The organism is Pseudomonas sp. S3E12 (genome assembly GCF_001702295.1).
Lineage (GTDB): Bacteria > Pseudomonadota > Gammaproteobacteria > Pseudomonadales > Pseudomonadaceae > Aquipseudomonas > Aquipseudomonas marginalis.
In genome coordinates this window covers 19,980-40,470 of sequence record NZ_MBDT01000008.1, presented here as the reverse complement: position 1 = coordinate 40,470, position 20,491 = coordinate 19,980, and the positions used below count along the sequence as shown (strand labels likewise).

At 62.2% G+C, this 20,491-nt stretch carries 24 protein-coding genes; 12 read left to right on the top strand and 12 right to left on the bottom strand.

Annotated features, from left to right (window positions below):
• Window positions 1-3: 3 nt before the first annotated feature.
• The 7 genes from BB029_RS10355 to BB029_RS10325 all read right to left on the bottom strand — a co-directional run bounded on the left by BB029_RS10355 (window position 4) and on the right by BB029_RS10325 (window position 6,169).
• Window positions 4-822 carry a class I SAM-dependent methyltransferase gene (locus BB029_RS10355; RefSeq protein ID WP_065939256.1) on the bottom strand — a complete coding sequence of 273 codons (819 nt, stop codon included), beginning with the start codon at window positions 820-822 and terminating at the stop codon, window positions 4-6.
• Between the two features lie 60 nt (window positions 823-882).
• Window positions 883-1,320 (bottom strand): GNAT family N-acetyltransferase, encoded by a 438-nt coding sequence (locus tag BB029_RS10350; protein ID WP_027605607.1) that lies wholly within the window; start codon window positions 1,318-1,320, stop codon window positions 883-885.
• A 287-nt stretch (window positions 1,321-1,607) separates the two neighbouring features.
• Window positions 1,608-2,108, bottom strand: coding sequence for a hypothetical protein (locus BB029_RS10345; RefSeq protein ID WP_065939130.1), 501 nt, complete (start codon window positions 2,106-2,108; stop codon window positions 1,608-1,610).
• A gap of 133 nt (window positions 2,109-2,241) precedes the next feature.
• The gene (locus BB029_RS10340; RefSeq protein WP_065939129.1) at window positions 2,242-3,651 is read right to left on the bottom strand and encodes an MFS transporter; all 1,410 of its coding nucleotides are present in this window, start codon (window positions 3,649-3,651) and stop codon (window positions 2,242-2,244) included.
• Window positions 3,652-3,663: 12 nt separating this feature from the next.
• Window positions 3,664-4,401 carry an NAD(P)-dependent oxidoreductase gene (locus BB029_RS10335; RefSeq protein WP_065939255.1) on the bottom strand — a complete coding sequence of 246 codons (738 nt, stop codon included), beginning with the start codon at window positions 4,399-4,401 and terminating at the stop codon, window positions 3,664-3,666.
• Between the two features lie 10 nt (window positions 4,402-4,411).
• Window positions 4,412-5,044: a glutathione S-transferase family protein gene (locus BB029_RS10330; protein ID WP_065939128.1), complete on the bottom strand. Its 633-nt coding sequence runs from the start codon at window positions 5,042-5,044 to the stop codon at window positions 4,412-4,414.
• A 93-nt stretch (window positions 5,045-5,137) separates the two neighbouring features.
• Window positions 5,138-6,169 carry a LacI family DNA-binding transcriptional regulator gene (locus BB029_RS10325; RefSeq protein ID WP_168166804.1) on the bottom strand — a complete coding sequence of 344 codons (1,032 nt, stop codon included), beginning with the start codon at window positions 6,167-6,169 and terminating at the stop codon, window positions 5,138-5,140.
• A 212-nt stretch (window positions 6,170-6,381) separates the two neighbouring features.
• Here BB029_RS10325 and BB029_RS10320 point away from each other — a divergent pair, with 212 nt between their 5' ends.
• Together BB029_RS10320 and BB029_RS10315 are read left to right on the top strand one after the other, a co-directional pair.
• Window positions 6,382-6,915 carry a gluconokinase gene (locus BB029_RS10320; RefSeq protein WP_065939126.1) on the top strand — a complete coding sequence of 178 codons (534 nt, stop codon included), beginning with the start codon at window positions 6,382-6,384 and terminating at the stop codon, window positions 6,913-6,915.
• An 84-nt stretch (window positions 6,916-6,999) separates the two neighbouring features.
• The gene (locus BB029_RS10315; RefSeq protein WP_027605614.1) at window positions 7,000-8,352 is read left to right on the top strand and encodes a GntP family permease; all 1,353 of its coding nucleotides are present in this window, start codon (window positions 7,000-7,002) and stop codon (window positions 8,350-8,352) included.
• A gap of 160 nt (window positions 8,353-8,512) precedes the next feature.
• Here BB029_RS10315 and alaC read toward each other — a convergent pair whose 3' ends face one another.
• Complete coding sequence (gene alaC, locus BB029_RS10310) at window positions 8,513-9,724, bottom strand: alanine transaminase (protein ID WP_065939125.1); 1,212 nt, start codon at window positions 9,722-9,724, stop codon at window positions 8,513-8,515.
• A 196-nt stretch (window positions 9,725-9,920) separates the two neighbouring features.
• On the opposite strand from alaC, the gene BB029_RS10305 reads away from it, so the two are divergent.
• Window positions 9,921-10,400, top strand: coding sequence for a GyrI-like domain-containing protein (locus BB029_RS10305; RefSeq protein ID WP_065939124.1), 480 nt, complete (start codon window positions 9,921-9,923; stop codon window positions 10,398-10,400).
• 104 nt (window positions 10,401-10,504) lie between these two features.
• Here the strand turns inward: BB029_RS10305 and BB029_RS10300 are convergent, their stop codons facing one another.
• Window positions 10,505-10,996 (bottom strand): N-acetyltransferase, encoded by a 492-nt coding sequence (locus BB029_RS10300; protein ID WP_065939123.1) that lies wholly within the window; start codon window positions 10,994-10,996, stop codon window positions 10,505-10,507.
• 145 nt (window positions 10,997-11,141) lie between these two features.
• Between BB029_RS10300 and BB029_RS10295 the strand changes: the two genes are divergently transcribed.
• The 4 genes from BB029_RS10295 to BB029_RS10280 are packed head-to-tail and all read left to right on the top strand — an operon-like array spanning window position 11,142 to window position 13,682.
• The gene (locus BB029_RS10295; protein ID WP_065925269.1) at window positions 11,142-11,561 is read left to right on the top strand and encodes a nuclear transport factor 2 family protein; all 420 of its coding nucleotides are present in this window, start codon (window positions 11,142-11,144) and stop codon (window positions 11,559-11,561) included.
• Between the two features lie 42 nt (window positions 11,562-11,603).
• Window positions 11,604-11,948 (top strand): YciI family protein, encoded by a 345-nt coding sequence (locus BB029_RS10290; protein WP_065939122.1) that lies wholly within the window; start codon window positions 11,604-11,606, stop codon window positions 11,946-11,948.
• Between the two features lie 34 nt (window positions 11,949-11,982).
• The gene (locus BB029_RS10285; protein WP_065939121.1) at window positions 11,983-12,462 is read left to right on the top strand and encodes an SRPBCC family protein; all 480 of its coding nucleotides are present in this window, start codon (window positions 11,983-11,985) and stop codon (window positions 12,460-12,462) included.
• Entirely contained in the window at window positions 12,459-13,682 is a 1,224-nt protein-coding gene (locus BB029_RS10280) for an RNA polymerase sigma factor (RefSeq protein WP_065939120.1), read from the top strand. Before BB029_RS10285 ends, BB029_RS10280 begins: the two co-directional genes overlap by 4 nt.
• Window positions 13,683-13,685: 3 nt before the next feature.
• Here BB029_RS10280 and BB029_RS10275 read toward each other — a convergent pair whose 3' ends face one another.
• On the bottom strand, window positions 13,686-14,540 hold the full coding sequence (locus tag BB029_RS10275; RefSeq protein ID WP_065925265.1) for a LysR family transcriptional regulator: 855 nt from the start codon (window positions 14,538-14,540) through the stop codon (window positions 13,686-13,688).
• A gap of 88 nt (window positions 14,541-14,628) precedes the next feature.
• On the opposite strand from BB029_RS10275, the gene BB029_RS10270 reads away from it, so the two are divergent.
• Window positions 14,629-15,141 (top strand): multidrug/biocide efflux PACE transporter, encoded by a 513-nt coding sequence (locus BB029_RS10270; protein WP_043293516.1) that lies wholly within the window; start codon window positions 14,629-14,631, stop codon window positions 15,139-15,141.
• Here BB029_RS10270 and BB029_RS10265 read toward each other — a convergent pair.
• Entirely contained in the window at window positions 15,040-15,798 is a 759-nt protein-coding gene (locus BB029_RS10265; protein ID WP_065939119.1) for an SDR family NAD(P)-dependent oxidoreductase, read from the bottom strand. The two genes, BB029_RS10270 and BB029_RS10265, sit on opposite strands and share 102 nt — an antisense overlap.
• Window positions 15,799-15,905: 107 nt before the next feature.
• Here BB029_RS10265 and BB029_RS10260 point away from each other — a divergent pair, with 107 nt between their 5' ends.
• Window positions 15,906-16,802: a LysR family transcriptional regulator gene (locus BB029_RS10260; RefSeq protein WP_065939118.1), complete on the top strand. Its 897-nt coding sequence runs from the start codon at window positions 15,906-15,908 to the stop codon at window positions 16,800-16,802.
• Here BB029_RS10260 and BB029_RS10255 read toward each other — a convergent pair.
• Entirely contained in the window at window positions 16,799-17,716 is a 918-nt protein-coding gene (locus BB029_RS10255; protein WP_027605626.1) for a LysR family transcriptional regulator, read from the bottom strand. The two genes, BB029_RS10260 and BB029_RS10255, sit on opposite strands and share 4 nt — an antisense overlap.
• A 104-nt stretch (window positions 17,717-17,820) precedes the next feature.
• Here BB029_RS10255 and BB029_RS10250 point away from each other — a divergent pair, with 104 nt between their 5' ends.
• From BB029_RS10250 to BB029_RS10240, 3 genes are read left to right on the top strand one after another with little or no spacing between them, the layout of a single operon-like run.
• The gene (locus BB029_RS10250) at window positions 17,821-18,576 is read left to right on the top strand and encodes a 5-oxoprolinase subunit PxpA (RefSeq protein WP_065939117.1); all 756 of its coding nucleotides are present in this window, start codon (window positions 17,821-17,823) and stop codon (window positions 18,574-18,576) included.
• A gap of 59 nt (window positions 18,577-18,635) precedes the next feature.
• Entirely contained in the window at window positions 18,636-19,514 is an 879-nt protein-coding gene (locus BB029_RS10245) for an allophanate hydrolase subunit 1 (protein WP_065939116.1), read from the top strand.
• The gene (locus tag BB029_RS10240; protein ID WP_065939115.1) at window positions 19,511-20,485 is read left to right on the top strand and encodes a biotin-dependent carboxyltransferase family protein; all 975 of its coding nucleotides are present in this window, start codon (window positions 19,511-19,513) and stop codon (window positions 20,483-20,485) included. The genes BB029_RS10245 and BB029_RS10240 overlap by 4 nt, the downstream gene beginning before the upstream one ends.
• Window positions 20,486-20,491: the final 6 nt, after the last annotated feature.

Below are 20,491 nucleotides of genomic sequence, written 5' to 3'. Positions count from 1 at the left end.
AGGTTATTTGGCCGGTTTGACGAACCGTAACGTCATCCGGTCCGACTCGCCAATCGCCACATACTTCGCCTTATCCTGCTCTCCCAGCTTCAACGTCGGCGGCAACGTCCACACGCCGGCGGGATAATCCTTGGTGTCCTTCGGGTTGGCGTTGACCTCGCTCTGGCCTGCCAGCTTGAACCCCGCATCGGTGGCCAGTTTCACCACCTGGGCGCTGGTCAGGTAACCGCTGTCCTTGATCGCTTCCAGCACGGCCCCGTCCTTGGCCCGGTGATCTTCCACGCCCAGCACGCCACCCGGTTTCAACACCGTGTAGAACGCGCGGAACGTGGCCTCGGCGGTATCGGCCAGCACCCAGTTATGCACATTGCGGAACGTCAGCACGGCATCCGCCGAAGCAGGTTTGCCGAACACCGGTGCCTTGGGGTCGAACTCGACCACGTCTGCCTTGGCATAGCGCGTCGGGTCGGCGGCGAATTTGTTTTTCAGGTTCTCTTCGGACGTGCGCGCATAGGCGCTGCTGCTTGGCGCTTGCACGGCGGCGATGTAATGCCCGTGCTCCTTGAGCAACGGTGCCAGCAGTTCGCTGTACCAACCGCCCCCTGGGGTAATTTCGATCACCGTCTGCCTGGCGCCCAGGCCAAAGAATTCCAAGGTCTGCTGCGGGTGGCGATAGCCGTCGCGGGCGCTGTTGGCCGGGTCGCGCCAGTTGCCGGCCAACACGCTGGCGTATTGCTGGGCGCTGATCGGTGCGTCGGCGGCCTGGCTGAACGTGGGAACGAGGAGGGCGGTAAGGGACAGAGCTGCAAAGGTCGCTTTCATGATCATCCGAAAAGTGGGCCACTGTGTCGCCGAGGCTAGCATGGGGCCCATGCGGGGCGATCACACATTATCCGAGGACGACCTCACTAAACGATCTAAGCCCATGGCGATCATCGGCTTGTTGCGCTTGTAGCGCACCAGTCGCTCGCTGAGGGATTGCGGCAATAGCGTGTCCTGGGTGAAACCCATGCGCTGATACAAACCCTCCAGGTCCGGATGGCACAACAACCACAGCGTGCCTTGCACCTCGGCCGCCGCCGCCGCTATCAATCGCCCCGCCAACCCCTGGCCGCGATACGCCGGGTCGACAAACACGCCGGTCAACCACTGTCCGCCGACCACGGGTGTCAGGCACAGACCGGCGACAATCTCGCTGTCGCGCGCTACCCACAAACGCCCGCCCTTGAGCGCCTTCATCGGGGAGTCATGACGGCGATAAAACTTGTTCAGCAGCGGCCACAGCGGCTCAGCCAGGGGGGCGATGTGCAGTTCGGGCATGGTGTTTGGGCAACATAATCAAGGGCCGGGGATTATAAGCGCCTTCTGTGCGGCAATAGGTGGTATACCCAGTGTTACATCCCCTGTAAGTGGAGCATGCATCATGGCCAAAGGTATGGATTCAAAGAAAGCCGCGAAGAAGAAACCGGCAAAGACCGCCGACGAAAAACGCGCCGACAAGAAAGCCAAGAAAACCGAGACAGGCCTGTTCGGTCACTGAGTTAATGATCATTCCCACGCACCCGCGTGGGAATGCCGCCAGGGACGCTCGGCGCCCCACCTGTGACTTAGATCGCCGCCAGGGTTTCTTTCACTGCCTGCGCCTGCGGGTCAGTGGTCTTCGCCGCTACCTGCTGCTCTTGCTGCTGCTTCAAACGCTCGGCCACTTGCTTGGAAATGGCGTCCTGCTTTTCCTGCGACATGTTCTGCACATCCGCCTCGGTCAACCCCTGTTCCTTGAGCAATTGCTCACGGATACGCTCGGCCGGGGTTTTGCTCATGTAATCGGTGAAGTCTGCGCGGGCGGAGCTGGTGGCGGGGACATCCGTCGTCACCGTGGTGGCCGCTGTGCTGGCCTGCAACTGCACGCGGGTCTTGGCGAAAGCTTCGTCGATGCGATCGCCCGCCTTGTCCAGATCCTTCTGCGCGGCCGGCAGGGTCACGCTTTGCTGCGCCGCTTGCAGGGCACCGCTGTACAGCGTGCTGGCGGCGGCGTTGGCCGGGTCCATGTCGGGACGCGTGATCTTTTGAAGGGTCGACACGGCTTGGGTGTTGTTGTTAACCAGCATGATCGGTCACCTGGGAAAATGTTCGGTGCCATAGCGGGAGCAAATAACATGCCGGGTCCGATAACCCCGGTTTGACTGGATTTGGCCTGGCCGCCGCGGCAAACATTGTCCCGCAGGCGGCCAACCGTTGCCGTCAATGGGCGATATGTTCCAAGGCCAGGTTGCGCGTACGCGGGCCGAACCAACTGATGGTAATCATCACGATCAGCATGCTGCTGGCAATAAACGCCAACACACCGGGTGTGCCCAGGTGTTCGAGGATAAAACCGATCAACAGGCTGCTGAACACCGTCGACAAGCGGCTGAACGAATAGCAGAACCCCACCGCCCGCGCGCGGATATTGGTCGGGAACAGCTCGCTCTGGTAGGAGTGGTAACTGAAGCTCAGCCAGGCGTTGCAGAAGGTGATCATCACTCCGCAGATCACCAGCCCCACCGCCGTGGTTTGCAGGGCGAACAGGCTGCCGAAGATCACGGCACCCATGGCGGAGCCGACGATCTGCCATTTGTTTTCAAAGCGATTGGCCACCTTCACAAACAGCAATGGCCCCAGCGGGTAGGCGAGGGTGATGATAAAGGCGTACAGCAAGCTGTGGGTCACGCTGACACCCTGGCCCGAAAGCAGCGCCGGCAACCAGTTGCCGAAACCAAAGAAGCCGATGGCCTGGAACACATGGAACACAATCAGCATCAACGCGCGGCGGCGGTACGGCGGTTGCCAGATGTCGGCAAAACGGCCACTGCCTTGCACGCTGACGGCTTCGGGTTCGGGTTCATCCAGCGGTTTGCCATGGTCTTTCCGGCAGCGTGCCTCAAGGGTGTCCATGATCCTGCCGGCTTCTTCGAAGCGGCCTTTTTGCGCCAGCCAGCGCGGTGATTCCGGCAGGCGCTTGCGCAGTTGCCAGATAAACAGCGCAAACACCGCACTGCTCAGCACCACCCAACGCCAGCCCGACACCCCGAACGGTGCCTGGGGCACCAGCCACCATGACATCAACGCCACGGCCGGCACCGACAGGAACTGGATGAAAAATGCAAAGGCAAACGCCGAACTGCGCATGCGCTTGGGCACCAGTTCAGACAGATAGGCGTCGATGGTCACCAGCTCGATGCCCAGGCCGATACCCACCAGGAAACGCATGCAGATAATGCCCAGCGCGGACGTCTGAATGCCCATCAACACCGTGGCGACGGTGTACCAGATCAGCGCGAAGGTGAAGATCGCCCGGCGTCCGAAGCGGTCGGCAATCGGGCTGAGCAGGCTGGCGCCGAGGAACAGGCCGAGGAAGGTCGCCGAGGCGAACGCCGCCTGGTCGGAGAAGCCGAACACGCCCTCGCTGCCGGTGTGGAAAATCCCGTCACTGATCAGGCCGGGGCTGATGTAGGCGGTCTGGAACAAGTCATACAGCTCGAAAAAACCGCCGATCGACAGCAGCGCCACCAGGCGCCAGACCGTGGCGACGGCGGGCAGGCGGTCGATACGCGCGCTGATATGGGCGGCGCGGATCGGATCGATGCCGTCTGTAGCGGGGAGTGCAGGCATGGCGGGGAAAACTCAGTCAGTGATCGGGATATCGAAGGTCTGAAATGCATCGTCCAGCGGATGGTAACCCAACACCCGCGTGGTTTCGCTCAGGTCCAGGCGCTTGAAGCGGTTATTGGAAATGCCGTGGGCGATCAGGTGTTTCACGCCCTCGGCCTCCACTGCACGCTGCAGCAGTTGCACGGCGTCCCGCGGGCTGAGCCAGGCGCTGAGGTCGCGGGCGTTGTTCAGGTCGTGGGTTTCAACGAATTCGAACGCGCCGATGCGCAGGGCAATCGTCGACAGCGGGGTTTTCGCCGCGTAGTAGCCACACAGCGCTTCGCCGTAGCATTTGCTCACGCCATACAGGTTGCCCGGCATCACCTGCATGCCTGGGGTGATCTGCCGGTCTACCGGGTAGCCTTCGATAGTTTGCGCGCTGCTGGCGAACACCAGGCGCTGTACACCCGCCGCCACAGCGGCTTCGAACAGGTAGGTGGTGGCGAGAATATTGTTCGGCAGCAATTCGTCGAACGTGGCGCTGGCGTGGGGGATGCCCGACAGGTGCACGATCACATCGATGCCTTCGAGCAGGCTGGCCAGGCTGGCTTTGTCGCTGAGGTCGGCGTGCACGAAGCGGTGTTCGCCCAGGTTGAAATCCGCCGCGATGCGGTCGGTGAGGGTGAAACGGTAGCGGTCTCTCGAGGCTTCGAAAAACGTCTTGCCGATTCTGCCGCAGGCGCCGGTGAGCAGTACGTTGAGTCCTTTCACGGGCATGTCCTTAGTTATGCCCGTCGAGGGCGAAGAGCTGGAAGCCCTGGTGCTGGCCGAGGCGCTGATAATAGGCGGCAATGGCGGGGTAGGGCGGGCGCGCCATGGGCGTCATCTGCCAGCGGTGCACCGAGAGGCCGATGAGGATGTCGGCGAGGGTGAATTCATCGCCGGCAACAAAGGCCCCGGTTTTGCTCAGTTGTTGCTCGAGGATGCCCATCTTGTCGTTCCATCGTTGCACGGCGGCTTCAATCTGCGCCGCGTCCAGGCCGTCCGGGTTATTGCGTACCAGGGCGGTGAAGGCATCGCCCCAGGCACGGTTGAGCTCGACGGCCTGCCAGTCGATCCACTGCTCGACCCGGGCCCGTGGGGCGGGCTCGATGGGCAGCAGGTCGTGGCGTTGGTAAAGCCCCACGAGGTAGCGGCAGATGGTATTGGACTCCCACAGCACGCCGTGGTCGTCGATCAGCACGGGTATCTGCGCGTTGGGGTTCAGGGCGAGGAATTCGGCGGACTGGGTGGGCTGGAAGCCGATGCCCCAGTCTTCGCGCACGTAGTCGATGCCCAGTTCCTGGCAGGTCCAGAGCACTTTGCGCACGTTGATGGAGGACGTGCGACCCAGGATTTTCAGTGAATGTGCCATGGTGCTTTCCTTGCGATGGAGAACAGCCAATCTAGCAGGCGGGAGAAGCTACGGCGATGCCTCCGAGCGGGCGGGGTCAAAATGTGGGAGGGACTACGTGCTCTCGCGAACCTGCAACTCAAACCCCATGTCCACCACCGGCTTGGCGATCCTGTTGCCCGCCATGATCGTCAACAAATGCTCCGCCGCCCGCCGCCCGATCGCTTCCCTGGGGGTACTGATGCTGCTCAGGCGCGGCACCATGAAGGACGAGGCCGGCAAGTCGTTGAAGCCCAGCACCGCGACACGTTCTGGGATTTTGATGCCGTGGCGCATGGCTTCCAGCAGCGCGCCCTGGGCCAGGTCGTCGTTGCCGAAGAAGATCGCATCCACATCCGGATGGGCGGCCAGCAGTTGCAGGAACAGCTCGCCGCCCAGGCCCACCGAGGAAGGGCGTGGTGTCAGCAGTTCCAGCGCCGGGTCGTACAGGCCCGCCTGTTGCAGCGCACGGCGGAAGCCTTCGCCACGCAGCAAGGTGCGTTGGTCCAACTGCGCGCCGATGTACGCCAGGCGCTTGCGCCCGCGGGAGATCAAATGTGCGGCCGCGGTTTCACCCGCCGCCAACTGCGAGAAGCCCACGCAGTTCACGCCGGCATTGGGGTCCAGGTCCATCATGTACACACACGGCACATTACTGGCCTCGACCATCCGTCGGGCGCTTTCGGTGCGATCGAAGCCGGTCAACAACAGTCCGCGAGGCTGATAGGCCATGTAGTTGCGCAGCAGGTTTTCCTCTTCGTCGCGCGAATAGTGGGAGTTGCCGATCAGTACTTCAAAGCCCTTGGGCCGCAGCACCTGGTGGATGGCTTCGAGGGTTTCGATAAACAGCAGGTTGGACAACGACGGCACCAATACCACCACCGAATGGCTCTGGGCCGAAGCCAGGGCACGGGCGGCGGGGTTGACCACGTAGTTGAGTTCGGCAGCGGCGTGCTGGACTTTTTCCACCAACTCGGTGGCTACGGTGCTGATGCCGCGCAACGCGCGGGAGGCGGTAATCGGGCTGACGCCGGCCAGGCGGGCAACTTCGTTGAGGGTAGGGCGACCGGTGGTGCGGGTATTTTTATCGTTCTTGGAGGTCATCAGGCGGCTTGCCAAACAAAAATCGAGGCACTAAGGTAGCGCTGTCTCCAAAAGGCTGCAAATTATTGAACTATGGGTTGCCTGATCCGGTTCAAATGATTGGAGCGGATGCACGCGTCACTCCATAAAAATGACAAGACGGCGCGGGAAAAGCCTGTTTTTGCACTTGCCTTACGGCGTGCAAAGGTAGCGCTATCTGCGTCTTGAGGTGTTTCATGAGTCAACCTGTTACCGCCCTGGTCATCATGGGTGTTGCCGGCTGTGGCAAAACCAGCGTCAGCGAGGCCCTGTGCCGCCTGAACGGTGCCACCGCCATTGAAGGCGACAGCTTTCACCCCGCCGCGAACATCGAAAAGATGAGCGCCGGCCACCCCCTCAACGACGACGACCGCGCCGGTTGGCTCGACATCCTGTGCGATGAACTGCGCCGTTCGCTCAAAGCCGGTGAACATCCGGTACTCACCTGCTCCGCGCTGAAAAAGAAATACCGCGACCACCTGCGCGAAGCCGCGCCGGGCCTGGGCTTTGTATTCCTGGAGCTGACCCGCGAAGTCGCCGCCGACCGCGTGTCCCATCGGCCGGGCCATTTCATGCCGGCCAGCCTCATCGACAGCCAGTTCGCCACCCTTGAATCGCCCAAGGGCGAGCCGCTGACCCTGGCCCTCAACGCCAGCGAAGACAGCGTCGAGGAGTTGGCCAGGCAGACCAACGCCTGGTGGCTGACACACGGTTTTGAACCATCCAGCTGATTTTTTGCCGGAAAAGATAGCGCTATCCCCGGCAGGAAATTCAACACCCGCTTTAATAACAACAACAAACAGGAGAGACCCCCCATGTTTGGCATGTCCCACGAGTCGTACCTGCTGTTAGATGCAGTCGTTACCATCATCGGGCTGATCGTCTTGATCACCCGCTTCAAGGTTCACCCATTTATCGCGCTGATCATCGCGGCCGGCTTCCTTGGCCTGACCTCGGGCATGCCGGTGGACAAGATCATCAAGGCGTTCCAGGACGGTTTCGGCGGGGTGCTCGGCTTCGTCGGCATCATCCTCGCGCTGGGCACCATGCTCGGCAAGATGATGGCCGAATCCGGCGGTGCCGATCAGATCGCCCAGACCCTGATCCGCGCCTTTGGCAAGGACAAGGTCCAGTGGGCCATGATGTTCGCCGCATTCCTGGTGGGCATTCCGTTGTTCTTCGAGATCGGCTTTGTACTGCTGATCCCGCTGGTGTTTATCGTTGCGCGCCGCACCGGCGTGTCGCTGATCAAGATCGGCATCCCGCTGCTCGCCGGCCTCTCGGCAGTCCACGGCCTGGTGCCGCCGCACCCGGGCCCGCTGCTGGCCATCGGTGTGTTTGGCGCCGACATCGGCAAGACCATCCTGTACGGCCTGATCGTCGCGCTGCCGACGGCCATCATCGCTGGCCCGATCTTCGGTACGTTTATCGCCAAGTACATCCCGGGCAACCCGTCCCAGGAACTGGTCGACCAACTGGCCCGCGAGCCTGAGAACAAAAACCTGCCGAGCTTCAGTATCACCCTGGTCACCGTGCTGCTGCCGGTGTTCCTGATGCTGCTCAAAACCTTCGCCGACATCGCCTTTGCCGAAGGCAACGTGGTGCGCAACTGGATGGACATGATCGGTCACCCGATCACCGCCTTGCTGCTGGCGTTGCTGCTGTCGCTGTACACCTTTGGCAGTCGCCAGGGCATCCATTCCAAGCAGATCCTCAAGCTGCTCGACGCCAGCCTTGCGCCGACCGCCGCGATCATCCTGATCATCGGTGCCGGCGGTGGCTTCAAGCAGATGCTGGTAACCAGCGGCGTGGGTGACGTGATCGGCCACATGGCGGTGAACGCACAGATCAACCCGATCCTGCTGGCGTGGCTGGTGGCGGCGGTGATTCGTGTGGCGACCGGTTCGGCCACCGTGGCGACCATTACCGGCGCGGGCATCGTAGTGCCGGTGGTGGGGATGATTCCGGGGGTTAACCGTGAGCTGCTGGTGTTGGCGACGGGGGCGGGTTCGTTGATCCTGTCTCACGTCAACGATGCGGGGTTCTGGCTGGTGAAGCAGTACTTCAACATGACCGTGGCCGAGACCTTCAAGACCTGGACGGCAATGGAGACCATCCTGTCCGTTGTGGCACTGATCTTTATCATGTTGCTGTCGTTGGTGGTCTAACAGACACACCACAAGGCAAGGGTGAAAACCCAATCAAATGTGGGAGGGGGCTTGCCCCCGATGGCGGTGGGTCAGTCACCAGATGCAGTGATTGAACCTCTGCTATCGGGGGCAAGCCCCCTCCCACAATTTTTAACTGCATTTCTGCAACAGAAATGGCTCAGGCTTTCTGGACCAGCCCATCCGCCCGGAACATCCCGCGAATCCCCCGCACCGCCTGGCGAATCCGGTCCTGGTTCTCGATCAGCGCGAAGCGCACATGATCATCCCCGTACTCGCCAAACCCAATCCCCGGCGACACACAGACCTTCGCTTCCAGCAGCAGCTTCTTGGCAAACTCCAGCGAACCCATGGCGGCATACGCCTCGGGAATCTTCGCCCAGACGTACATCGACGCCTTGGGATTCTCCACCATCCAGCCCAGCTCATGCAGGCCCTTGACCAGCACATTGCGGCGCTGGCGGTACTGCTCGGCGATGTCCTTCACGCACTGTTGGTCGCCTTCCAGTGCGGCAATCGCGGCGACTTGCAGAGGGGTGAAGGTGCCATAGTCGTGGTAGCTCTTGATCCGCCCCAGGGCGTTGACCAGTTCCGGGTTGCCCACCATGAAACCGATGCGCCAGCCGGCCATGTTGTAGCTCTTGGACAGGGTGAAAAACTCCACCGCAATGTCCTTGGCGCCCGGCACCTGCATGATCGACGGGGCTTTCCAGCCGTCGTAGACGATGTCGGCGTAGGCCAGGTCATGCACCACCAGCACGTCGTACTGCTTGGCCAGGGCGATCACCCGTTCGAAGAAATCCAGCTCCACGCACTGCGCGGTGGGGTTGGACGGGAAGCCGAGGATCATCATCTTCGGCTTGGGAATCGAGCCACGGATCGCCCGTTCCAGCTCGGCGAAGAAGTCCACGCCTGGAATCAGCGGCACCGAACGCACCTGGGCGCCGGCAATCACGGCACCGTAGATATGAATCGGGTAGCTCGGGTTGGGCACCAGCACCGTATCGCCCTGGTCCAGGGTGGCCAGCATCAAATGCGCCAGGCCCTCCTTGGAACCGATGGTCACGATGGCTTCGGTCTCGGGGTCGATGTCCACTGCGTAGCGATCCTTGTACCAGCGCGAAATTGCCCGGCGCAGACGTGGAATGCCTTTGGAGGTGGAATAGCCGTGGGTGTCTTCACGCTGGGCGACGGTGACCATCTTCTCCACGATATGGGGAGGCGTGGCGCCGTCGGGGTTACCCATGCTCAAGTCGATGATGTCTTCGCCGCGCCGACGCGCAGCCATCTTCAGCTCGGCAGTGATATTGAAAACGTAAGGGGGGAGTCGATCTATGCGCGCAAAGCGGCGCGGCGAACCAAGGTCTGCCATTGTTGCCTCGAGAGTACGTAAGCGCCCGGAACCGTCCGAGCGACGTCGGCCACTGCGGTGGCCTGCGGGGCAGACAATACGGTCGATGATGGCCAGTTGTCCAGATGTGTCGGGAAATTTTCTGCATGGAGTACTGCAAGGATATGCCCCTATACTCGATACGGGTTTGTTCCCTCATAAGAAGGAGACTGTTCAGATGGACCAGCAGACAAAACAACCGTTAGAACCCCGCATGGAAGACGGCAAAGCCCTGGTGATCGCCGGGGTGCAAGGGCGTTATTCGAAGGCCACCGTGGGGGATATCCCCAAGTTGTGGAGCGTGTTCGACGAAAGCGTAAAACACATCAAGAAACGCGTCGGCGGGGTGGCCTACGGCGTTTGCCATAGCCCCAGCCACGGTGAATTCGATTACATGGCCGGGGTGGAAGTACCGTCCAAGGGCGATGTGCCGAGCAACTTCGAGTGCGTCGAACTGCCTGCGCACCACTACGCCGTGTTCCCGCACTATGGCCCGGTGCAGGCACTGGAGCAGACCTATGAGCGCATCATGTTCGAGTGGTTGCCGCACTCGGGCTACAAGGTGGCGGGGGCGGATTTCGAGCGTTATAGCGCGGATTTTGATGAGCGCAAGGGCACGGGGACGGTGGAGATCTGGTTGCCTGTAGAACCCAAGTAAGCACTGGCTGGACCCTTCCTTTGTGGCGAGCGGGCTTGTCCCGCATTGGGCTGCGCAGCAGCCCCCCAAACCTACCGCTGCGCAGCCCGTCAGCAGAGCCATGGTTAAGACGCATACACCCACCTCAACCTCCGCTCATACCCAACCCGCCCCTTATACGCCTCCCCGCTGTCCACCCATCCTGCGCCCAGATACAACCCCATCGCCGCCACATTGTCCGTGTCCACCGACAACTCCAGTGCCTTGATCTGCGGCCACACCTGCAATGCCGCCGCCGGCAAGGCTTGCAAACAGGCCTTGCCGAATCCACGCCCTTGCTGCTGCCGATCCACCTGCAATGCATGCAGCGTTGCGCTGTGTTCATCGGCCCAGTGGGGCAGGCAGGGTGGGCGTTTAAGCAGGAGGAAGGCTACCGGAATGTCGTCGGCCAGCAGGGCAAAGCCTTTGACGCCGGGGCTGGGCTTGGCCAGGAGAGAATTGAGGGCGCAGTACATGTCGCCGCAAAACGGCAACTGTTCAGGGTGAACTTCGATGGCGCTGACGTGCTGTTGTTGCACGGCATTCAGCGTTTCGTAGGCGACAAGGCGGGTTTGCATCGGCGTGTCCGAACAGCGGCAAGGAAGGGCGCAGTCTATCGGGTTTGTGCTGGACGACATTATTTTTCAACGGGCTGTCGATTTGCCCGAGGGCCGTTCGACTAAGGGTGTCTTCCGTGATTTTCCAACCCGAAGGAGTATCGCCATGAGTACCGCAATCAACACCCTGATCGAGCAATGGAAGCAAGCCGTGCTTTCCCGGAATATCGATAAAATTGTCAGCTATTACGCCGACGATATCGTCTCGTTCGACGCCGTGACCGCCCTGCAATTCAAAGGCAAGGCGGCCTACCGTGCGCACTGGGAGGCCTGCATGGAGCACTGCCCCGGCCCGGGCATTTTCGAGTTCCACGAACTGCGTATCGTCGAGTCCCAGGACAGCGCATTCGCCCACTGGCTCGCCCACTGCGGCGGCGCCGGGCCGGACGGTGAAGTAAAGGCTTGCTGGATGCGCGTGACCGCTGGTTATCAACGCTTCAACGGCGACTGGAAGGTGGTGCATGAGCACTGGTCGGCGCCGTTCGACATGGCCAGCGGCACAGCACTGTTCGACCTGAAACCTTGAGCGCCGCGAACTATAGTCAATAGTCCGAAGACGGAGACGCACATGAAATACCTCTGCCTGATCTACAGCAACGAGCAGGTGCTGCACACCTCGCCGGACAGCCCCGCAGACCCGGAATGTCTTGCATACGCGCAGTCCATCCAAAAAAGCGGGCGGATGCTCGCCGCCGAGCCGCTGGAGTCGGTAACCACGGCCACCACGGTGCGCATGCGCAATGGCAAGCTGTCGATCACCGACGGGCCGTTTGCCGAAACCAAGGAGCAGCTCGCCGGGTTCTACCTGATCGAGGCGCGGGACTTGAATGAAGCGATCCAGGTGGCCGGTGGCATTCCGGCCGCCCGGGTCGGCAGTGTGGAAGTGCGCCCCGTTCGCGAATTGAATCTCTGAGCACAACAACCATAAGACTTGAGGAGGTTTAGCCATGCCTACGCAACCTGCCGAATTTGAACTGTCCATCAGCCGCTTGATCGATGCGCCGCGCAGCCGTGTATTCCGCGCCTGGACCGAACCCGCGTTGTTGCAACAATGGTGGGGCCCCCACGGCATGACCACCCCCGAGTGCGAAATGAACCTGTGGGTCGGTGGTCTGTTTCGCACCCTGATGCGTGCGCCGGATGGCAGTGAGTACCCGACCCAGGGCGTGTTCCTGGAAATCGTCGCCCCTCGACGCCTGGTGTTTACCGACGCCTATACGCCGGGCTGGATCCCCTCGGGCAAACCGTTCATGACCGCCGAAGTGATCCTGCAGGAAGTCGAAGGTAACAAGACCCTCTACACCGCCCGCGCCATGCACTGGAGCGCCGAAGACAAACAGGCCCACGAAGCCATGGGCTTTCACGACGGCTGGGGCCAGAGCCTGGACCGCCTGGTGACGCTGGTGACCCAGGGCATGCGCGATTGACGCCTACCATCGAGGCGATCTACCGCAGTGAATCCCGGCGCGTCCTCGCCACCCTGATCCGCCTGCTGGGGGGTTTCGACCTCGCCGAAGAAGCCTTGCACGAGGCGTTCTTCGTCGCGGTCGAGCGCTGGCCGCAAGAGGGGGTGCCGGACAACCCACGGGCCTGGCTGGTGTCGACCGGACGCTTCAAGGCCATCGACCGTTTACGCCGCCAGGCCCGCTTTACCCCGTTATTGCAGGCGCAGGCCGACGCACTGGAAGCCGCTGACTGGAGCGTTGAGGACGTGGAAGACGACCGCCTGCGCCTGATCTTCACCTGCTGCCACCCAGCGTTGGCGGCCGACGCCCAGGCGGCGCTGACCTTGCGTGAGATCTGCGACCTCACCACCGAGGAAATCGCCCGCGCCTTTCTGGCCACCCCGACCACCATCGCCCAACGCATCGTGCGCGCCAAGGGCAAGATTCGCGAAGCCAAAATCCCTTATCAGGTGCCGTCGCTGGCCGAGCTGCCCGAGCGCCTCGACAGCGTGCTGCGGGTGATTTACCTGGTCTTCAACGAAGGCTATTCGGCGTCCATGGGCGCGGACCTCACGCGCGAGGACCTGACCCGCGAAGCCATTCGCCTCGGCCGCCTGCTGCTGGAGTTGCTGCCGGAGCCGGAAGTGATGGGCCTGCTGGCGCTGATGCTGTTGCACGAGTCCCGCCGCGCGGCGCGCACCTCGGCCAGCGGCGAGCTGGTGTTGTTGGATGAGCAGGATCGTTCGTTGTGGGACGCGTCCCTGATGGTCGAAGGTTGTGGGCTGGTGGAACAGGCCCTGAGCCGTCGCGGCTTTGGCCCGTACTGCCTGCAAGCGGCGATTGCAGCGGTGCATGCCGAAGCGCCCAGCGCCGGGGAAACGGATTGGCCGCAGATTATCGGGCTCTACGATGTGTTGCTCAGTGCCGTGCCGTCGCCGGTGATCGAGTTGAACCGCGCCGTGGCGGTGGCCATGGGCGAAGGGCCGTTGGCGGGGCTGCAGTTGGTGGAAGGCATTCTGGCGCGCGGGGCGTTGCTGGATTACCACTTGGCGTATTCGGCGCGGGGCGAGTTTTGTCGGCAATTGGGGCAGGTGGAAGAGGCCCGGGCAGCCTACGAAAAAGCCTTGTCACTGACCCGGCAAATTCCGGAAAAGCAATTCCTGGAACGCCGCCTGGCCGAACTCAATCCCCCCAAGCAATGAAGATCACTCCAGCATCTTCCCCAACAACCAACTCCCCGCCGGCCCCGGCGGATGGTGTCGGGACCACAGTGCATCCACGGCCACCGAGCGCGGCCAACCCCGGGCCTTGAGTTCGACCAGTTGCCCGCCACCAAAGCGCTCCACCAGCCAGCGCGGAATCGGTGCCCAGCCAAACCCCAACTGGGCCATCTCCAACAGCATCAGGTAACTGGGGGCCGACCACACACGGCCATTGGCGCGGGTTTCGTTCGGGTTGATGATGCTGGCCAGGCGCAATTCGCGGTGCTGTTGCAGGGTGTGCGCGGTGAGGGTACCGACGCCCGCCAGCGGATGTCTGGGTGACACGAACAGGGCAATTTCCGTGCGCTCGTCCACGGGGGCGCGGGTCAGGTCCGGCGGATACTCTTCCTGGTGTTCAATAAACGCAATCTGCGCGCGACCGCTTTGGACCAGGGCGATCAGGTCTTCGCACTCGGCGATCAGGCATTCCAGCTCCAGGTCCGGGTAGCGCTGTTCAAAGGCGCTGAGGGCGACCTCGAAACGGTCGGACTGGTAGGTGTCGGACATGGCGATACTCAGCTTCGGCTCCAACCCCTGGGCCAACTGGCTCGCCGCCAACTCCAGCCGGCTGCTGGCCTCCAGCACCTGCTCGGCGCGTTGCAGCAACACATGGCCCGCCGGCGTCAGCGTCGGCTTGCGGCTGCTGCGATCGAACAGCACCACATCCAGGTCAATCTCCAGGCTCGCCACGGCCGCGCTGACGGTGGACTGGCTCTTGCCGAGCTTGCGCGCCGCCGCCGAAAACGAGCCTTGGGTGGCAGCCTGCACAAACGCCTGCAGCACTTCGTTAGAGGCCATGACTATCGCCTTGATCGATGGTTATTGGTTATGAAGTATCGAGTCAAAGGCTAATGATGACAACCATCGTCACTCACGGAGCCGGGTCATGAACCCTACCAAGTCGATTACTGAACGCGTTTGCCAGGCCATTGGTTTCGAAGCCCTGGCATTGTTGATCTGCACCCCGTTGCTGGCGTGGATCATGGACAAGCCTGCCCTGGAGATGGGCATGGTCACCCTGGCGATCAGCCTGTTGGCGCTGGCCTGGAACGTGATTTTCAACGGCCTGTTCGACCGCCTCAAGGCGCGCCTGCAACTGGCCAGCAACGGCTGGACCCGCGTGCTGCACGCCTTGATGTTTGAAGGTGGGTTGATCCTGGTGTGTGTACCGCTGATTGCCGCCTGGCTGAACATCAGCCTGGTGCAGGCGTTTATCCTCGACATAGGCGTACTGCTGTTTTTCCTGCCGTACACCTATGTGTATCACTGGGGGTATGACGTACTGCGCGACAAGCTCCTACAGAAACATGCCGCCCGACGCCTCGATACGTTGGCCGGTGATCCAGGCACTACCGTCGGCGAGCAGGCTGGCAATCGCGCCGCCGATATCGTCCGGTAACCCGGCACGGCCCAAGGCGGTATTGCTGGCGACCATGGCGTTGAGGTTGGCGTTGTCGCGCACGGCACCACCGCCGAAGTCGGTTTCAATGGCGCCGGGGGCCAGGATGTTGACGCTGATGCCACGGCCGCCCAGCTCTTTGGCCTGGTAGCGGGTCAGCACTTCCATCGCGCCTTTCATGGCGGCGTAAGCGGCGTAGCCGGGCAGGCTGAAACGCGCCAGGCCGCTGGAAATATTGACGATGCGCCCGCCGTCGCGGATCAACGGCAACAGCTGTTGGGTCAGGAAAAACGGACCCTTGAATTGGATCGCCACCAATTGATCGAACTGCGCTTCGGTGGTCTCGGCGAAGCTGGCGTGAATGCCGATACCGGCGTTGTTGATCAGAAAATCGAAGCGGTCCTGTGCGAAAACATCCTTGAGCACGCCAGCAACCTCGCCGACGAAATCAGCGAACGTCGCGCTCTGGCTCACGTCCAGTTTCAGCATCGCGGCACGGCCGCCCAGTTGTTCGATCTGTGCGACCAATGCCTGCGCTTCATCGGCCTTGCTGTGGTAAGTGCCAATGATGTCGACGCCTTGTGCCGCCAGGTGCAGGGCGGTGTTTTTGCCCAGGCCACGGCTGGCACCGGTGATCAATGCGATTTTACGGGTCATGGTGATGTCCTCGGTGATTGAGTGTGGGAAGCAGTGTATTTGTCCGGTCGTAACGTGATAAACAGCGCTATACCGGAATCACTGGCCGAATAAGGCGAACAATCCCCATGAATAAACTGGAGCTGTTGCGCACCTTCGTGCGCGTCACCGAACTGTCGAGTTTCACCGGCGCCGGCGAGAGCCTGGGCCTGCCGCGCTCCACCGTGTCGGAACATGTGCAGGCGCTGGAAGAGCTGCTCGGCGCCCGCCTGTTGCAGCGCACCACGCGCAAGGTGCAGGCCACCCAGGATGGCCGCGTGCTGTATGAGCGCAGCAAGGATTTGCTCGCACACATGGAGGAATTGGAGGGGCTGTTTCGCCAGGACGAAGCGCAACTGGCCGGGCGGATTCGGGTGGACATGCCCAACATGATGGCGCGGGACCTGATCCTGCCGCGTCTGCCGCAATTCATGGACGCGCACCCGCTGATCGAACTGGAGATCAGCACCACCGACCGCCAGGTCGACCTGCTCGCCGAAGGCTTCGATTGCGTGCTGCGCGTGGGCGCCCAGCCGGACCAGAGCGTGGTGGCGCGGCTGCTGTGCAGCATGCCGATGATCAACTGCGCCAGCGCCACCTACCTGCAACGCTACGGCGTGCCCCGGACACTGGCCGACCTGGCCGACCATCACCTGGTGCATTACGTGCGGCCGTTGGGTTCACGTTCGGCGGGGTTTGAGTACGTGCAGGGCAACAAGGTGCTGCGCGTCCCCATGGCCGGTCGGGTCACGGTCAACAGCACCGATGGCTACAAGTCTGCCTGCCTGGGCGGTTTCGGGATTATTCAGGTGCCGGCCCTGGGCATGGGTGACGAATTGGCCAGCGGGGAGTTGGTGGCGGTATTGCCGGACTATCCGGCCCCGCCGCTGGATGTGTCTCTGCTGTATGCCGGGCAGCGACATTTACCTCTGCGGGTGCGGGTGTTCATGGACTGGCTGGCGACCATTCTGCATTCGCAGCTTTAACGCCGCGCCGACAGCTGTTGCGGCGCCAGGAAGGCGTCGTGGAAGTAATCGCGAAACGCCTGCATTGCCGGGGTAAAGGCGCGTTCGCGGTGCCAGGCCAGGCCGACGCTCATGGGCGTGACGGGGTCGGTGACGGTCAGGGTTTCGATGCGCTTGCCTTCCAGCGACCAGGGCCGGTGCACCAGGTCCGACAGGATCGCCACGCCGCTGCCATTGGCGACCATGCTGCGCACCGCCTCCACCGAACTGGTGCGCAGCCGCACCTTGGGCGTTTGCCCGGCCTGTTCCCAGTACCGCATGGCGCTGTGTTCGGCCTCATCGACGGTGAGCAGGATGTACGGCTCCTGCGCCACATCCGCCAGGCTCACCGCACCGCGTTCGCATAATGGGTGATGGCTGGGCAGCCATAAACGACGTTCCGAGTTGAACAGGATTTCCGAGACGATCGCCGGGTGAGTGAGGTTCGCGGTGAGGACCACGGCCATGTCGAACTGGCCGTCGAGCAGGCCCTGTTCGATGGCCTGGCGCTCCTGCTCGAACACCTCCAGAGTCACATCCGGGTGCCAGTGTTCCATGCGCTGCAGGTGGTGCGGCAGGAAGTAACCCAGCACCGTGTAGCTGGCCGCCAGCCGCAGCACGCCGCTGGCGCGGTAGTCGGGCAACGGGCTGTTCAGCGCATCGTCGACACTGCGCACAATCACGTAGGCGCGGTTGAGAAAGTGCCGCCCGGCATCGGTCAGGTTCATGCCCTGGGCCGAGCGCACAAACAGCTGCACGCCGAGCAGCGCTTCCAGCTCCTTGATCGCCGTGGTCACGGCAGACTGGGAGATGTTCAGGTGAATCGCCGCCTGGGAAATCTGGCCGATTTCGGCGGTGGCCACGAAGTAGCGGATTTGGCGCAAGGTCAGGGACATGGCTTTATCTGATTTTCAGAAGATAGGTCATCTGATAATAGATCTTCCCAAGGGGTCAAGCCGCAGCCTACTTTCGAGCATCACCTTTTGGCGGAGCGTCCCCGATGCAGGCAGTGGATTTCAATTCAGACATGGGCGAAGGCTTCGGTTCCTGGACCATCGGCGACGGCGTCGACGCGGAGCTGATGGCCTATATCAGCTCCGCCAATATCGCCACCGGCTTCCATGCCGGCGACCCCGGCACCATGCGCCGCACCGTCGCGCGTGCCAAGCAATTGGGGGTGGCCATCGGTGCGCATCCGGGCTTTCGCGACCTGGTGGGCTTCGGTCGTAGGCATATCAATGCGCCGGCCCAGGAACTGGTGGACGACATGCTCTACCAACTGGGCGCCCTGCGCGAAATCGCCCGCGCCCAGGGCATGGCCCTGCAACACATCAAGCCTCACGGCGCGCTCTACATGCACCTGGCCCGCGACGAAGAAGCCGCGCGCCTGCTGGTACAGAACCTGCAAATCATCGAGCCGACGCTGTTGCTGTACTGCATGCCCAACTCGGTGATCTGGCGCGTGGCCAAGGAACTCGGGCAGCCGGTGGTGCGCGAATTCTATGCCGACCGTGAGTACGATCTCACCGGCTCCATTGTGTTTACCCGCAACGTACGTGCGTTGGACCCGGCCACTGTCGCGGCCCGCGTCCTGCGCGCATGTCAGACGGGGCTGGTGCGTACCGTAGAAGGCGAAGACCTGTTTATTGAATTCGACTCCATCTGCCTGCACAGCGACACCCCCGGCGCGCTGGAGTTGGTGGAGGCCACCCGTGAAGCGTTGGACCAGGCCGGTATCACAGTCAAAACACCCTAATAAGATCGCACATTTACTTTTTTGCCTGCCTTTCTATAACGATTCCAAGAGGAACAGACATGGCTGAAACGTCCCCCATCCGCTACAGCTTCGGCGGTGATGAACACCTGTTCGCCGAAGTCAGCGAGAGCATGTCCCTTGAGGCTTTTTTCAAGGGCATGGCCGTGACCCGTGCCGTGGAGCGCCTGGCGCTGGAGGGCGTGCTGGATGTGTGCCTGGCCAATGCCTCGTTCCAGATTCGCTTCGATCCCGACCGCATCGCCCCCCATGTGCTGCTCGACGCCGTGCAGAGCGCCGAAGCCCAGGCCGTGGCCGAACGCACCCTGCACACGCGCATCATCGAAATCCCGGTGCTCTATAACGACCCCTGGACCCATGAAACCCTGATGCGGTTTCGCGACCGCCATCAAGACCCCGGCGGCACCGACCTGGAATATGCCGCGCGCATCAATGGCCTGGCCGATGTCGAGGCGTTTATCGCCGCCCACAGTGGTGCGCCGTGGTTTGTCTCGATGGTGGGTTTTGTCGCGGGCTTGCCGTTCATGTTCCAGATGGTCGAGCGCGAGCGGCAGTTGCAGGTGCCCAAGTACCTGCGCCCGCGCACCGACACGCCGAAGCTGACCCTCGGCCATGGCGGTTGCTTCGGCTGCATCTACTCGGTGCGCGGCGCCGGCGGCTACCAGATGTTTGGTGTGACCCCGGCGCCGATCTACGACCCCGCGCAGCAGTTGGCCTACCTCAAGGCGCATATGGTGTTCTTCCGGCCGGGTGACATCGTGCAATTCAAACCCATCGACCGGGACGCCTACGACCTGGCGGTTGCCGAGGTGGAGGCAGGACGTTTCGACCTGCGCATTCGCCCGGTGGAATTTTCCCTCGATGCGTTTCTCGCCGACCCCATCGGCTATCCGAAAACCCTGCAGGAGGCGCTGGCATGATCAAGGTCCTCAAACCCGGCCTCGCCACCTCTGTGCAGGACCTGGGCCGTGAAGGTTATTACCACCTGGGCATTCCGCCATCGGGTGCTTTGGACCAATACGCCCTGAGTGCGGCCAACCATCTGGTGGGTAACCCGGTGGGTGCTGCCGGCCTGGAATGCACCTTGATCGGGCCGGAACTGGCGTTTCAACGCGATACCCTGGTCGCGCTCAGCGGTGCGTTGATGTCGCCGCGCCTGGACGGTGAAGTGGTGCATCAGGACACCGCGTTCCAGGTACGTGCCGGGCAGGTGCTGCGTTTCGAATTTCCCAAGGCCGGTGCCCGCACTTACCTCGCCGTCGCCGGTGGCATTGACGTGCCGTTGGTGCTTGGCAGCCGTTCCACCTACACCCTCGGCGCCCTTGGTGGTTTCCACGGGCGACGCTTGCAGGCAGGCGATGAGCTGCCCATCGGTGAAGCCAGCGGTCTCGGGCGGGCAGGCAACAGTTTGCCGATGGCATTGCGCCGCTCGGTGGGCGGCGATGTCACGTTGCGCGTGGTGCCGGGGCTGTATTACGAGCGCTTGACCGCGGGTGCCAAGCGCAGTTTTTTTGCCGAACCGTGGACGGTCGGCTCCGAGGCGGATCGCATCGGTTACCGCTTCAAGGGCGGCAGTGCGCTGAGCTTTGAACCGCGTGAGCAGCCGTTCGGCGCGGGGTCTGATCCGTCGAATATTGTCGACAGTTGCTACCCCATCGGTTCGATCCAGGTACCTGCGGGGCTGGAGCCGATTGTGCTGCACCGCGATGCGGTATCGGGCGGCGGCTACGCGATGATTGGCACGGTGATCAGTGCCGACCTGGACTTGATCGGGCAGATGCAGCCGAACCAGCGGGCGGGGTTTGTGGCGGTGACGTTGGAGCAGGCACTGGAGGCGCGGCGGGTGTACAAAAAACGGCTCAAGGCCATGGCGGGACTCTTCAACAACTGACATCCA

Excerpts from the sequence above, each read along its gene's own strand:
- BB029_RS10355 (WP_065939256.1), bottom strand. The coding sequence starts at position 822 with ATGAAAGCGACCTTTGCAGCTCTGTCCCTTACCGCCCTCCTCGTTCCC.
- BB029_RS10350 (WP_027605607.1), bottom strand. The coding sequence starts at position 1,320 with ATGCCCGAACTGCACATCGCCCCCCTGGCTGAGCCGCTGTGGCCGCTG.
- BB029_RS10345 (WP_065939130.1), bottom strand. The coding sequence starts at position 2,108 with ATGCTGGTTAACAACAACACCCAAGCCGTGTCGACCCTTCAAAAGATC.
- BB029_RS10340 (WP_065939129.1), bottom strand. The coding sequence starts at position 3,651 with ATGCCTGCACTCCCCGCTACAGACGGCATCGATCCGATCCGCGCCGCC.
- BB029_RS10330 (WP_065939128.1), bottom strand. The coding sequence starts at position 5,044 with ATGGCACATTCACTGAAAATCCTGGGTCGCACGTCCTCCATCAACGTG.
- BB029_RS10320 (WP_065939126.1), top strand. The coding sequence starts at position 6,382 with ATGAGTCAACCTGTTACCGCCCTGGTCATCATGGGTGTTGCCGGCTGT.
- BB029_RS10315 (WP_027605614.1), top strand. The coding sequence starts at position 7,000 with ATGTTTGGCATGTCCCACGAGTCGTACCTGCTGTTAGATGCAGTCGTT.
- alaC (WP_065939125.1), bottom strand. The coding sequence starts at position 9,724 with ATGGCAGACCTTGGTTCGCCGCGCCGCTTTGCGCGCATAGATCGACTC.
- BB029_RS10305 (WP_065939124.1), top strand. The coding sequence starts at position 9,921 with ATGGACCAGCAGACAAAACAACCGTTAGAACCCCGCATGGAAGACGGC.
- BB029_RS10300 (WP_065939123.1), bottom strand. The coding sequence starts at position 10,996 with ATGCAAACCCGCCTTGTCGCCTACGAAACGCTGAATGCCGTGCAACAA.
- BB029_RS10295 (WP_065925269.1), top strand. The coding sequence starts at position 11,142 with ATGAGTACCGCAATCAACACCCTGATCGAGCAATGGAAGCAAGCCGTG.
- BB029_RS10290 (WP_065939122.1), top strand. The coding sequence starts at position 11,604 with ATGAAATACCTCTGCCTGATCTACAGCAACGAGCAGGTGCTGCACACC.
- BB029_RS10285 (WP_065939121.1), top strand. The coding sequence starts at position 11,983 with ATGCCTACGCAACCTGCCGAATTTGAACTGTCCATCAGCCGCTTGATC.
- BB029_RS10275 (WP_065925265.1), bottom strand. The coding sequence starts at position 14,540 with ATGGCCTCTAACGAAGTGCTGCAGGCGTTTGTGCAGGCTGCCACCCAA.
- BB029_RS10270 (WP_043293516.1), top strand. The coding sequence starts at position 14,629 with ATGAACCCTACCAAGTCGATTACTGAACGCGTTTGCCAGGCCATTGGT.
- BB029_RS10265 (WP_065939119.1), bottom strand. The coding sequence starts at position 15,798 with ATGACCCGTAAAATCGCATTGATCACCGGTGCCAGCCGTGGCCTGGGC.
- BB029_RS10260 (WP_065939118.1), top strand. The coding sequence starts at position 15,906 with ATGAATAAACTGGAGCTGTTGCGCACCTTCGTGCGCGTCACCGAACTG.
- BB029_RS10255 (WP_027605626.1), bottom strand. The coding sequence starts at position 17,716 with ATGTCCCTGACCTTGCGCCAAATCCGCTACTTCGTGGCCACCGCCGAA.
- BB029_RS10250 (WP_065939117.1), top strand. The coding sequence starts at position 17,821 with ATGCAGGCAGTGGATTTCAATTCAGACATGGGCGAAGGCTTCGGTTCC.
- BB029_RS10245 (WP_065939116.1), top strand. The coding sequence starts at position 18,636 with ATGGCTGAAACGTCCCCCATCCGCTACAGCTTCGGCGGTGATGAACAC.
- BB029_RS10240 (WP_065939115.1), top strand. The coding sequence starts at position 19,511 with ATGATCAAGGTCCTCAAACCCGGCCTCGCCACCTCTGTGCAGGACCTG.